The 12,308-nt window shown below is 60.4% G+C and carries 11 protein-coding genes; 8 read left to right on the plus strand and 3 right to left on the minus strand.

The genetic code is table 11. The features are described from left to right. Nucleotides 1-84: 84 nt before the first annotated feature. Complete coding sequence (locus tag ACP0KA_RS06695; RefSeq protein WP_424628057.1) at nucleotides 85-480, minus strand: response regulator; 396 nt, start codon at nucleotides 478-480, stop codon at nucleotides 85-87. Between the two features lie 230 nt (nucleotides 481-710). Between ACP0KA_RS06695 and ACP0KA_RS06700 the strand changes: the two genes are divergently transcribed. From ACP0KA_RS06700 to ACP0KA_RS06730, 7 genes are all read left to right on the plus strand, one after another. Next, entirely contained in the window at nucleotides 711-1,685 is a 975-nt protein-coding gene (locus tag ACP0KA_RS06700) for a bifunctional riboflavin kinase/FAD synthetase (RefSeq protein ID WP_424628058.1), read from the plus strand. Then, nucleotides 1,682-2,242 carry a sugar O-acetyltransferase gene (locus tag ACP0KA_RS06705; RefSeq protein WP_424631502.1) on the plus strand — a complete coding sequence of 187 codons (561 nt, stop codon included), beginning with the start codon at nucleotides 1,682-1,684 and terminating at the stop codon, nucleotides 2,240-2,242. The genes ACP0KA_RS06700 and ACP0KA_RS06705 overlap by 4 nt, the downstream gene beginning before the upstream one ends. Before the next feature lie 75 nt (nucleotides 2,243-2,317). After that, on the plus strand, nucleotides 2,318-5,293 hold the full coding sequence (gene ileS, locus ACP0KA_RS06710; protein WP_424628059.1) for an isoleucine--tRNA ligase: 2,976 nt from the start codon (nucleotides 2,318-2,320) through the stop codon (nucleotides 5,291-5,293). Nucleotides 5,294-5,446: 153 nt separating this feature from the next. Next, complete coding sequence (gene lspA, locus ACP0KA_RS06715; protein ID WP_424628060.1) at nucleotides 5,447-5,956, plus strand: signal peptidase II; 510 nt, start codon at nucleotides 5,447-5,449, stop codon at nucleotides 5,954-5,956. A 66-nt stretch (nucleotides 5,957-6,022) separates the two neighbouring features. Further along, a complete protein-coding gene (locus tag ACP0KA_RS06720) occupies nucleotides 6,023-6,775 on the plus strand; it encodes a hypothetical protein (RefSeq protein ID WP_424628061.1) in 753 nt (250 codons plus the stop codon). 140 nt (nucleotides 6,776-6,915) lie between these two features. Beyond that, nucleotides 6,916-8,310, plus strand: coding sequence for a M16 family metallopeptidase (locus ACP0KA_RS06725; protein WP_424628062.1), 1,395 nt, complete (start codon nucleotides 6,916-6,918; stop codon nucleotides 8,308-8,310). Further along, nucleotides 8,307-9,674, plus strand: coding sequence for a M16 family metallopeptidase (locus tag ACP0KA_RS06730; RefSeq protein ID WP_424628063.1), 1,368 nt, complete (start codon nucleotides 8,307-8,309; stop codon nucleotides 9,672-9,674). The genes ACP0KA_RS06725 and ACP0KA_RS06730 overlap by 4 nt, the downstream gene beginning before the upstream one ends. Here ACP0KA_RS06730 and ACP0KA_RS06735 read toward each other — a convergent pair. Beyond that, nucleotides 9,671-10,303 carry a LysE family translocator gene (locus ACP0KA_RS06735; protein ID WP_424628064.1) on the minus strand — a complete coding sequence of 211 codons (633 nt, stop codon included), beginning with the start codon at nucleotides 10,301-10,303 and terminating at the stop codon, nucleotides 9,671-9,673. The genes ACP0KA_RS06730 and ACP0KA_RS06735 overlap by 4 nt on opposite strands. Before the next feature lie 226 nt (nucleotides 10,304-10,529). Between ACP0KA_RS06735 and ACP0KA_RS06740 the strand changes: the two genes are divergently transcribed. Continuing rightward, nucleotides 10,530-10,970: a GNAT family N-acetyltransferase gene (locus ACP0KA_RS06740; RefSeq protein WP_424628065.1), complete on the plus strand. Its 441-nt coding sequence runs from the start codon at nucleotides 10,530-10,532 to the stop codon at nucleotides 10,968-10,970. Nucleotides 10,971-11,139: 169 nt separating this feature from the next. On the opposite strand, the gene ACP0KA_RS06745 is transcribed toward ACP0KA_RS06740, so the two are convergent. Beyond that, nucleotides 11,140-12,087, minus strand: coding sequence for an alpha/beta fold hydrolase (locus tag ACP0KA_RS06745; protein ID WP_424628066.1), 948 nt, complete (start codon nucleotides 12,085-12,087; stop codon nucleotides 11,140-11,142). Nucleotides 12,088-12,308 lie beyond the last annotated feature (221 nt).

The following is a 12,308-nucleotide window of genomic DNA, read 5'->3' on the forward strand; positions in this document are numbered from 1 at the left end:
CCTTCAAAATGAAATGCCCGGCACGAGGCCGGGCATCAGACACCTTGGGACAGGTGCAACGCTTGGAGGCGTCTCTGGGAGCGGTTACGCCGGAACGTTGTCCGGGAACACAGCTTCGATCTTGGTCTTCAGCGTCGCCGCATTGAACGGCTTCACGATGTAGTTGTTCACGCCGGCCTTCTTGGCTGCGATCACGTTCTCAGTCTTGGACTCAGCCGTGATCATGATGAAAGGCGTGGTGGCGAGATTTGGGTCGCCGCGGACTTCCTTGAGCAGGTCGTAGCCGGTCATTGGCTCCATGTTCCAATCGGAGATCACGAGGCCGTACTTCTTCGTGCGCATCTTGCTCAGTGCAGCCGAACCATCGCTGGCGTCGTCGATGTTCTCGAAACCGAGCTGCTTAAGAAGATTGCGGATGATGCGGATCATGGTGTTGTAGTCATCGACCACCAGAACCGACATCGATAAATCCATGGCCATCGCTGTTTTTCTCCCTCGAACGCAGCAACCGGCTTGCGTCTTGAACACGTCACAAATCGGCTTCTGCCGACCCGTCTTGATTGCTGGAACGTAGCAGCCGGGCTTAAACAGCCCGTTAATCGGGCCTGTCAGAAATCCGGCAAGTTGCGCCAAGTTGAGCCATCTCTTGACTCCAACTGGGCCACGGGGTCACGGTCGCCATCAACAGTCTTCAAAACATCCTTTCCAACATGCAAACGACACCATTCAAGGTCATTCACGACACCACGCCCGCAAGCGAGATCGTCAAAGGAGCTGTCGTCGCGCTGGGCAATTTCGACGGCGTGCACCTCGGTCATCGCGCGGTAATTGCTGCCGCGATCGATATGGCGCGGAGGCTGAAAAAGCCTGCTTTTGCCGTCACGTTTGAGCCCCATCCTCGGCATTTTTTCAGTCCCCACACGCCGCAGTTCTGGCTCACGAACGAGACCGCCAAGTTACGGTTGCTGGCAAAGACCGGTCTCGATGGTGCGGTCATTATGACGTTCGACGCCGCGCGCGCCGGCACCACAGCGCAAGACTTTATTAATCACGATCTCATCGGCCGCCTCGGCGTGAGCGGCATTTCGGTCGGTTACGACTTCCATTTCGGCAAAGGCCGTGGCGGTTCGCCGTCGCTGCTTGCCGGCGAGGCTCCGCGCCTGGGCATCGAGGTCCACATCCAGCCGCATGTCGATATTCTCGATCGTCCGATCTCCTCAAGCGCCATTCGCATGGCGCTGGCCGAAGGACAGATCGACGAGGCAACTGCAATGCTTGGCGCGCCGTGGTTCATCACGGGTGAAGTCATTCATGGTGAAAAACGCGGACGCGATCTCGGATATCCCACGGCCAATATCCGCCTCGACAAGAATTGCGGGCTTCGTCACGGCATCTATGCCGTTCGTGTCGGCCTTGGATCACAGCGTTTCGACGGGGTCGCAAGCTTTGGCAGGCGCCCGACGTTCGACAATGGCGCGCCGCTGCTCGAAATCTTCCTGTTCGATTTCAAGGGCGATCTTTACGGCAAGCAACTTGATGTTGCGTTCATTTCCTTCATTCGCGACGAGTTGAAGTTCGAGGGGATCGAACCGCTCATCCGCCAGATGGATGATGACAGCGTGAAAGCACGCGCTGCTCTCGCAGCCGCGCCGGATGCTTTCCCCAATCTCGGAGAGATCGGCTGAGCAAGACCGAAAAACAGAAGATGCTTGCTGGCGAACTCTATCGCCCTGACGCGCCCGAGATCGTCTCGGATCAGGCGGCTACCGCCAGTTGGCTGGCACGCTATAACTCCGCGGCGGGATCGGCTCCCGATGTCATGCGGATGATCCTCACTGAGCGGCTGGCGGCGATGGGGACGAATGTCGTGATCCGGCCGCCGTTCTTTTGCGATTACGGTTACAACATCCGTCTGGGCGACGGCGTTTTTCTGAATTTCAACTGCGTCATCCTCGATGTGGTCGAAGTCACCATCGGTGACCGCACGCAGATCGGCCCCGCGGTCCAGATTTATGCCGCCGACCATCCCAGAGATGCCAAGACCCGCCGCGATGGCCTCGAATTCGGACGTCCGGTCCGGATTGGGAGCGATGTCTGGATTGGCGGCGGCAGTATCATTTTGCCCGGCGTCACCATCGGCGACGGAGCCGTGATCGGAGCCGGCAGCGTGGTGACGCGCGATGTCGCCGCCAATCGGACGGTGGCGGGCAATCCCGCCCGCCCGATAGGCCCCGGCGGCTAAAACCATCCACCCACCCCCGGCATTTTGATCCGAACCGGGTTTCCACTTCCCGCCAAAACGCGCTATTCACCCGCCATGACCGAAAAGCCCAAATCCGACGCCGCCGATTACTCCAAAACCCTCTATCTGCCGCAGACGGACTTCCCGATGCGCGCGGGCCTGCCCCAGCGCGAACCGGAAATTCTGGCGCGATGGAACGAGATCGACCTCTATAAGCAGGTCCGCGAGACCGCGAAGTCCCGCCCGAAATTCGTGCTGCACGACGGCCCGCCCTACGCCAACGGCAACATTCATATCGGTCACGCGCTCAACAAGATCCTCAAGGATGTGGTGACCAAGAGCCAGCAGATGCTGGGCCATGACTCGAATTATGTGCCCGGCTGGGACTGCCACGGCCTGCCGATCGAATGGAAGATCGAGGAAGAATACCGCTCCAAGGGCAAGAACAAGGATGCGGTTCCAATCGTCGAGTTCCGGCGCGAGTGCCGGGCCTTTGCGCAAAAGTGGATCGACATCCAACGCGAAGAGTTCAAACGACTCGGCGTCATCGGCGATTGGGCGCATCCCTACACCACGATGAGCTATTTCGCCGAAGCGCAGATTGCGCGCGAACTGATGAAGTTCGCTGCCAACGGCACGCTGTATCGCGGCTCCAAGCCCGTGATGTGGAGTGTCGTCGAAAAGACGGCGCTGGCCGAAGCGGAGGTGGAATACGAGGACTACACCTCGGACACGGTCTGGGTGAAATTTCCGGTCGCGGCTGCGTTTGGCCGGCTCGCCAATGCATCAGTCGTCATCTGGACGACCACGCCGTGGACGCTGCCAGGCAACCGCGCCATCAGCTTCTCTCCGAAAATTTCCTACGGCCTGTACAAGGTCACCGATGCGCCCGCCGACAATTGGGCGAAGACCGGCGATCTTCTCATCCTCGCGGACAAGCTTGCCGAAGAGGTGTTCAAGCAGGCACGCGTCACGGCCTTTGAAAAGGTCAGCGATGTGTCCGCCGACATCCTGGACGCGGTCGAATGCGTCCATCCGTTGAAGGGACTCGACGGCGGCTACGAGTTTACCGTGCCGCTGCTGGCCGGCGATCACGTGACCGACGATACCGGCACCGGCTTCGTGCACACCGCGCCGGGCCATGGACGCGAAGACTTCGACATCTGGACGGCGAATGCCCGTGAGCTCGACGCACGAGGCATCAACGTGACAATCCCTTACACGGTCGATGCCAACGGCGCGTTGACCGAACAGGCCCCTGGCTTCACCGGGAAGCGCGTCATCAACGACAAGGGCGAGAAGGGCGATGCCAACGAAAGCGTCATCAAGGCGCTCGTCGAGCGCGGCATGCTGCTCGCGCGCGGCCGCCTCAAACACCAGTATCCGCATTCGTGGCGCTCGAAGAAGCCGGTGATCTTCCGCAATACGCCGCAATGGTTCATTGCGATGGACAAGGACATTGCGGTTGCCGGCAAACCGAAGTCCGGCGACACGCTGCGTGCCCGCGCACTGCAAGCGATTTCCGTCACTCGCTGGGTGCCCGAGCAAGGCCAGAACCGCATCACCGGCATGATCTCCGGCCGCCCGGACTGGGTGGTGTCGCGCCAGCGCGCATGGGGGGTGCCGATCACCGTGTTCGTGCGTGAAAAAGGCGATGGCTCGGCAGAGATCCTGCAGGATGAGGTCGTCAACAAGCGTATTGCCGATGCATTCGAACAGGAAGGCGCCGACGCGTGGTACGCGGAAGGCGCGCGCGCGCGATTCCTCGGCTCCCGTGCCAACGAGGAATGGAAGAAGGTCGACGACATTCTCGACGTCTGGTTCGATTCCGGTTCCACCCATGCATTCGTGCTCGAAGATCCGGTGCATTTTCCCGGGCTCGCCGGCATCAAGCGCAAGATCGATGGCGGCCAGGATACGGTGATGTATCTCGAAGGCAGCGACCAGCATCGCGGTTGGTTTCACTCCTCGCTACTCGAAAGCTGCGGCACGCGTGGCCGCGCGCCTTATGATGTGGTGCTGACCCACGGCTTCACGCTCGACGAGCACGGCCGCAAGATGTCGAAGTCTCTTGGCAACACCGTCGAGCCGCAGAGGGTGATCAAGGATTCCGGCGCCGACATCCTGCGCCTGTGGGTGTGCGCCACCGACTATGCCGACGATCAGCGCATCGGGCCTGAGATCCTCAAGAACACGATCGAAACGTACAAAAAGCTGCGCAACACCATTCGCTGGATGCTGGGCAGCCTCGCGCATTTCCGTGACGAAGACCGGATCAAGGTCGACGATATGCCGGAGCTTGAACGGCTCATCCTGCATCGTCTGTCGGAGGTCGATGAGGTCGTGCGGCAAGCCTACGCCGATTTCGACTACAAGACCGTGGTCGCGACACTTGCTGCATTCATGAACACCGAGCTGTCGGCGTTCTACTTCGATGTCCGCAAGGACACCCTGTATTGCGACCCGCCGTCATCGGTAACCCGCAAGTCGGCGCTGACCGTGATCGATTATCTGTTCCGCGCCATCGTCACATGGCTCGCACCGATTCTGAGTTTCACGACGGAAGAATCCTGGATGTCGCGTTATGGCCAGTCCGCCGGATCGGTCCATCTCGAGCTGTTCCAACATGTGCTCGCGGCCTGGCGCAATGACGCGCTTGCTGCGAAATGGGACACGATCCGCGACGTTCGCCGCGTGGTGACGGGCGCGCTGGAGATCGAACGCGCGGCCAAGCGTATCGGCTCGTCGCTGGAAGCCTCTCCGCTGGTTTATGTGTCGGACAAGGCGACGTTCGCGACGCTGTTCGATGTGAATCTCGCGGAAGTCTGCATCACGTCCAACGCGATGGTGACCAACGAGGACGCGCCTGCAGGTGCATTCACACTGAATGATGTCCCGGGCGTAGCCGTGGTGGTTGAAAAAGCCGTCGGCACCAAATGCGCGCGTTCGTGGAAAATCCTCCCCACGGTTGGCGACGATCCGGAATACCCCGACGTGACACCACGCGATGCCCAGGCCTTGCGCGAGCGGAAGGCACTCGGGATCGCCTGACCCTTCGAAATCCAATCGTTGTCGCGGCGGTCCGCATCATTGAGACCGCCGCGACAAGAAAGCCCTAGTGTGGTGGTTCAGAAGTTCGCTTCATTTTCTCCGCGCGGGCTTCAAGCGACGGACGATTGTCCGATCCCGAATATGAGGCGTTTGATGTCTCCCCTCTTCCGATCCGGGCTGATCGCCGCCGTTGTGACGCTGATCCTCGATCAGGCGTCGAAGCTATGGCTGCTCAACATCTTCGAGCTGGGCCACCGGGGTGTCGTGACGGTGACCTCGTTCTTCGACCTCGTGCTCGCCTGGAATACCGGCATCAGCTATGGCTGGTTCCAGGATTCGGGACCGGTCGGTCAGGCTATCCTGCTGGCCATCAAGGTCGTGGCAGTCATCGTTCTGGCGCTGTGGATGGCCCGTTCCGGCACCCGTCTTGCCGTCATTGGCCTGGGGCTCATCATCGGAGGCGCCGTCGGCAATGGAATCGACCGGCTGGCCTACGGCGCAGTGGTCGATTTTGCCCTTTTCCACATCGAGATCGGCGGGAAAACCTACAACTGGTACGTGTTTAACCTTGCCGATGTGGCCATCGTTGCCGGGGTCGCTGCCCTCCTGTATGACTCATTTGTAAGCCCAGCGCCGCAAAAACGCCCTCATAACAAAGGATAGGGCGTGCTAGACAGCAGCGTGCGTGAGTGACAGCCGCCCACGAGACAACGGATCAGGATGAACGCAATGCGTGAGACCGACAACAACGGTTCAGGTGCGATGTCATCAGGAAATTATCTCCTTCGACCCACGATGTGGACCAGTGCGGTCCGTCTGGCAGCCGTGCTGCTGGGCGTGGGTCTGGTCCTGAGCTCAGGACCCGTCAGGGCACAGGACGACGAACAGGACGACCGAACCTTCGAAGAAAAGCTCATGGACAACCTCATGAGCGGCCTCGGCGCCAAGCGGATGGAAGACAGCGGGATTAATTACCGCGAACGTTCGCCATTGGTCGTTCCTTCCAAGATCGACCTGCCGCGGCCTGAAACCGGCAAGCCGAAACTTGCTCCGAACTGGCCGAAGGATCCCGACGAAGCGGAACGCAAGGCGGCGAAGGAAGCGCGCAAACAGAAGCCCATCAGCCCCGAAGAAGCCCGCATGCCGTTGCTGCCGAGCGAACTCGCGGCACGGGCTCCGAAAGGCGCCGACCGAACCGCCGACACGAATAGTCCAGGGAGCAACGGCTCAGACAGGCCGTTCATGCTGATGCCATCTGAGCTTGGTTATGTGGGTGGGTTGTTCAAGAATCCATTCTCCAAGGAGAAGAAAGAGACCGCGAAATTCGAGAAAGAACCTGATCGCGACGAACTGACCCAGCCGCCGGTCGGCTACCAGACGCCGTCGCCGAGTTACGCCTACGGTTTGGGAGACGGCAAGGAACGGGCTCCGAAGCTGGTTTGCGATGCCGCTTCCGGGAAGTGTGAGAAGATTTGGGACTAAGAATCCCAGTTGCTGCCGATTGATTGCTGCAGCCGAATGACCACGATCCAGCTCAGTGCGATCGTTTCAGGGCCTTGCAATGCCGCCTCTTGCGGCCCTGAACTTGTCCCAGCGGTGTGTCCGCAGTTCGGGAACAAGATATGACATTCTCTCGCCGATCCGTCGTCCGAGCCGCCGCGGCGCTCGGCATTTTGATGTCGCCTGCTGCCGCTCAATCGGTCACGGCACAAACAGGTACACGCCCCGCCACGTTCACACTCAACAATGGACTGAACGTCATCGTCATTCCGGATCACCGTACGCCGGTGGTGACGCAGATGATCTGGTACAAGGTCGGGTCTGCCGACGAGACGCCCGGCAAGTCCGGACTGGCGCACTTCCTCGAACACCTAATGTTCAAGGGGACCGAAGCTCATCCCGCCGGCGAATTCTCCGGCGTCATTGCCCGGATCGGCGGCAACGAGAACGCCTTCACATCCACGGATTACACTGCTTATTTCCAGCGCGTGCCGCGCGACCAGCTCGCGACCATGATGACGTTCGAGGCGGATCGTATGACCGGGCTCGTCTTGAAGGACGAAAATGTTCTGCCGGAACGCGACGTCGTGCTGGAAGAGTACAACATGCGCGTCGCCAACAATCCCGATGCGCGGCTCACCGAACAGATCATGGCGGCGCTGTATCTCAACCATCCCTATGGCCGACCGGTCATCGGGTGGCGCAACGAAATTGAGAAGCTCAACCGGGAAGATGCTCTGGCGTTTTACAAACGCTTCTACGCGCCCAACAACGCCACGCTGGTGATCGCCGGGGATGTCACCGCGGACGATATCCGCCCAACCATCGAGGCGACCTTTGGCAAGGTGCCGCCGCAACCCTCCATCCCCGCGCATCGCGTTCGGCCGCAGGAGCCGCCTCCCGCAGCTCCGCGCAGCGTGACGCTTGCCGATCCGCGCGTCGAACAACCGACCATGCGCCGCTACTACCTGGTTCCGTCCGCCGTGTCGGCCGCGCCTGCGGAAAGCGCCGCACTCGAAGTGCTCGCGCAACTGATGGGCAGCGGCAGCAATTCATATCTCTATCGAGCGCTGGTGGTGGACAAGCCGCTCGCGGTCAGCGCCGGTGCCTGGTACCAAGGCACTGCAATCGACCCTTCTCAATTCGGCATCTCCGCGTCGCCCAAGCCCGGCGTGGAATTTTCGCAGCTTGAGCAAGGCATCGACGCGGTCATCACCGAACTTGCCAAGAATCCGGTCCCGGCAGCGGATCTCGAACGCGTGAAAACGCAGATGATCGCGGAAGCAATCTACGCGCAGGACAGCCAGACCACGCTGGCGCGGTGGTACGGCGCAGCGGTGACGGTCGGTCTCAGTGTCGACGACATCAGAAGCTGGCCGGATCGCGTGCGCGCCGTCACAGCCGAGCAGGTGCGTGACGCCGCCAAGACCTGGCTCGAAAAGAAACGTTCGGTCACCGGTTACCTGATCAAGGATACGACGGCGACAGCCGCCAAGCGTGAGGAGAAACGTTCGTGATCACCACACGCCGGGACCTACCCCGTATTGCAGCCGCGCTTGTTGTTGCGGCAACATCGCTTTTCGCGGCCTCCAATCCTGCATCCGCCGCGACGAAGATCCAGCGACTGGTCTCCCCCGGCGGTATCGAAGCATGGTTCGTCCAGGATGCCACCGTTCCCCTGGTGGCAATGGAATACGCCTTCACCGGCGGATCGACGCAAGATACGGCAGACAAACAGGGCATCGGCAGCTTCACCACCAACATGCTTGATGAAGGCGCCGGCGATCTCGACAGCAAGGCATTCCACGAGCGCCTCGAGCGCCGTGCCATCACGATGAATTTTTCCGTCACCCGCGATTATGTCCGCGGCTCCATGCGCATGCTGAAGGGTGACAGTGGCGAAGCCTTCGATTTGCTGCGGCTGGCCCTCACCTCGCCGCGGTTCGATGCCGAACCGCTGGAACGCGTCCGCTCGCAGATGATCTCGAATGCGCGCCGCGAGACCACGAATCCCGTCAGCATCGCGGGCCATCGCTTCTGGGAAGAAGCCTTCGGCACGCACCCGTATGCATGGCGGCCGAACGGCACGGTGGAGAGCCTTTCAGCCATTCAGGCTGCGGACCTCAGGGATTATGCCCACCGTGTCCTGGCGAAAGACACATTGAAGGTTGCCGTCGTCGGCGACATCGATGCCGAAACCCTCGGCAAGCTGCTCGACAAGACATTCGGGGCACTGCCCGCCAAGGCAGACCTGAAAGCAGTCCCTGCAATTGACGCGGCGAAGCCCCCGCGACACGCATTTGTGATGCTCGACGTGCCGCAGAGCTCCATCAACTTCGGTGGCCCCGGCATTGCGCGCAACGATCCAGACTTCATGGCCGCTTATATCGTGAACCACATCCTGGGCGGCGGCACCCTGTCGTCGCGGCTTTACAAGGAAGTGCGCGAGAAGCGCGGCCTCGCCTATTCCGTGTCGCAGTCCCTGATCTGGATGAACAAGTCGTCGGTCTTTGCCGGGACCACGGCCACGCGCGCCGACAAGGCCACCGAGACGCTCGACACCATCACCAGTGAAATCGCACGGATGGGCCGCGAAGGTCCGACGCAGCAGGAGCTGGATGAGGCGAAATCGTACCTCAAGGGATCGCAGATGCTGGCGCTCGACACGTCGTCAAAGATCGCAAGCGCACTTGTCCAATATCAGCTCGACAACCTCGGCATCGACTACATCGAGAAACGCAATGCCATCGTCGATGCCGTCACGCTGGATGATGCCAAGCGGGTTGCGAAACGCATCTGGGGCCAGGGCCTCTTGAGCGTCAGCGTCGGCCGCGCGTCACAGGCTGCTGCAGAGCCAGCCGCGCCCGCCAAATCGAATTAACGCGCCTCGATCATCGCGACGCGGACCCCGAGATAGACGAACAGCGCGCCGAGCGAGCGGTTGACCCAGACCGCCGCTCGCCTCGCCTGTCTCGCACGGTATGCGGCTTTCGCAGCGACGACCGCCACGCCACAATTCCACAGCGTGCCGTTGATGTTGAAAATGATCCCCAGGATCACAAAAGCGAGCGCCTTGTGCGGCGAGTCGGCGGCGACGAACTGCGGCAGGAACGCCAGAAAAAATAGCGCCACTTTTGGATTCAGGGCGTTGGTCAATACACCCTGCCAGAACACCGTCCGCAGACTGGCTGGCCCGTCGGGAATGGGCGCTGCATTCGCCGCTCCAGCGCTGAGCACCATCCGAATGCCCATCCAGCAGAGATAAAGCGCACCAATCAGCTTCACGATTGTAAAAGCTACGGAGGATGCGGCAAGCAGCGCCGACAGACCGATAGCGGCGGCGAAGACATGCACCAGGCAGCCGCAACAAATGCCAAGGGCTGCGGCAATGCCCCCGCGCCAGCCAAGCTGGATGCTGCGCCCGACGATGTAGGCCGTATCGGGGCCGGGCGTGACATTGAGCAGAAAGCCGGAGAGAACGAACAGCCAGAGATCATGGATACCAAGCATCTTTCACCCGCGCTGTGATGCGATAAGCTGCACATCAGTCACTAGTGGAGTGGATTTGACATTCGCTCCCCGTTTGCCGCACACCGATAAAGCGAATGTCAAATCCAGAACTCCACTAGCAACCAATATTTGCTAGTGGTCCCTTGATTCTAACGTTCGCAAAAAGCGCCTGCCTCAAACAGGATGCGAACGTTAGAATCGGACCACTAGTATGCAGGCTCCCATCATGATTCGTCTCGCTCGCGCTGAAGATGCCGCCGTTGTAGCGGCAATCGTTCATGCGGCCTATGTGGTCTATCTTCCTCGCATCGGACAGAAACCCGGCCCCATGCATGACGACTACGATGAGTTGGTGGCGCAAGGCCGTGTGTATGTTCTTGAAGACGGTGCCAATATCGAAGGTCTCGTCGTGCTCATTCCCGAGGACAAGACGATGCTGCTGGACAACGTCGCCGTCCGACCCGAGGCACAAGGCAAAGGATACGGCAATCGATTGATCGCATTCGCCGAGGAGCAGGCACGGGCTGCGGGTTACAACAGCATTCGCCTGTTCACGCACGAACTGATGACGGAAAACCAGGCGCGCTACAAATACCTCGGTTTCGTCGAGACCCATCGCGGCGAGGGAAGAGGTCTGAAGCGCGTTTACATGACCAAGGCGCTTTGACCGCAGCTAGTGTGGTGGTTCAGAAGTTCGCTCCAGTTTTCCCGCGCGTCGTTCCAGCGAACTTCTGAGCCTAAACCACACTAGAATCATAAATTTGCTAGTGTCCTCTCGAATCCAAAGTTCGCTACGGAGCGCGCTGCACGATGAGGCGAACTTTGGATTCGGGACACTAGCCGAACAACGGCGTGCCCGGCACGAAAGCGTCGAATGCAGCCCAGAACTGCTGGCGGTAACGATCCTGCTCCTGCAGAATTTCGTGTTTGGAGCCGGCGATGACGAGGTGCGACCCGGCGCGCAGGTGATAGGCGAATTCTTCGATCGCCGCGGTGGAAACGACCGTATCGCTGCTGGCGGCGATCATCAAAATCGGTTGGCGGATGCGGGATGGATAATCCAGCGCGCGGAAATCCATCATCGCCTTGAACGCGGAATCCGCCCACGCCACTGTGGGAGAGGCAATACCGAGCGTCGGATCCTCATCGAGGATCGCGACGTTGCGCGCGTAGCGAACCGGATCTGACGTCAGAGGATTTCCGATGAAGCCGTTCGTCCCGACCAGCTTGCTGTTGCCGCCGGGGACATAGTTGCCGCCCATCCCGAGCCAGCGCAGCCCACGCACCAGCATTCGTGTCGGTCTCTTCATGCTCAAACCGGGCAGGTCGATCATCGGCGCCGAGAGAACGATGCGATCGAACCAGCGCTTGCCGGACCGCGCCACGCGGAGCAGCACGGCGCCGCCCATCGAGTGGGCCAGCGCAAAGTAAGGCGGCGGACAATCCGGCAGCATGACCTGCTGGACGAAGGTTTCGACATCGATTTCGAAATCGGAAAATCGCCGCACATAGCCTTTCCGCGGATCACGCAATTGCCGCGACGAATGCCCCTGCCCGCGCCAATCGATCATCGCGACTGCGAAGCCACGCTCGCGCAAGTCCCGCACGGTCTCGAAATACTTCTCGATGGATTCGGCACGCCCCGTGAAAACACAGACCGTGCCCCTGCGGTTGGCGGGCGGCTGCCAGCGCGCGAACCTGAGTTCAGCGCCATCCGGCGTCTTGATGGTGCCGCTCACGACATTGTCGGGCACAGGATTGGACGGCGTGGAAACAAGAGTCATGGGCGGGACCGGTGGGGGCAAATGAATCATGAAATCCGGCAGGAAACGGCGACCAAAAGAGAGATCGAATCCCTCTTGAACGCCCGGAGACCCCTCCCATATCAGTTTCGTGCAGGCCTCTCTAGGCTGCACGCAGAACGAAAACCCGGCCCAATGGCGGGTTGTCTGCTCTTCACCCAAAGAGTGGCGCGTTGTGCTTGCGAGACCGGTCTCTCGGACGA

Origin of the sequence: Bradyrhizobium sp. SYSU BS000235 (assembly GCF_049747295.1) — a bacterium.
In the GTDB taxonomy this organism is placed as follows: Bacteria; Pseudomonadota; Alphaproteobacteria; order Rhizobiales; family Xanthobacteraceae; genus Afipia.

Coding starts and splice junctions, on each gene's coding strand:
- ACP0KA_RS06695 (WP_424628057.1), bottom strand. CDS start 480: ATGGCCATGGATTTATCGATGTCGGTTCTGGTGGTCGATGACTACAAC.
- ACP0KA_RS06700 (WP_424628058.1), top strand. CDS start 711: ATGCAAACGACACCATTCAAGGTCATTCACGACACCACGCCCGCAAGC.
- ileS (WP_424628059.1), top strand. CDS start 2,318: ATGACCGAAAAGCCCAAATCCGACGCCGCCGATTACTCCAAAACCCTC.
- lspA (WP_424628060.1), top strand. CDS start 5,447: ATGTCTCCCCTCTTCCGATCCGGGCTGATCGCCGCCGTTGTGACGCTG.
- ACP0KA_RS06720 (WP_424628061.1), top strand. CDS start 6,023: ATGCGTGAGACCGACAACAACGGTTCAGGTGCGATGTCATCAGGAAAT.
- ACP0KA_RS06725 (WP_424628062.1), top strand. CDS start 6,916: ATGACATTCTCTCGCCGATCCGTCGTCCGAGCCGCCGCGGCGCTCGGC.
- ACP0KA_RS06735 (WP_424628064.1), bottom strand. CDS start 10,303: ATGCTTGGTATCCATGATCTCTGGCTGTTCGTTCTCTCCGGCTTTCTG.
- ACP0KA_RS06740 (WP_424628065.1), top strand. CDS start 10,530: ATGATTCGTCTCGCTCGCGCTGAAGATGCCGCCGTTGTAGCGGCAATC.
- ACP0KA_RS06745 (WP_424628066.1), bottom strand. CDS start 12,087: ATGACTCTTGTTTCCACGCCGTCCAATCCTGTGCCCGACAATGTCGTG.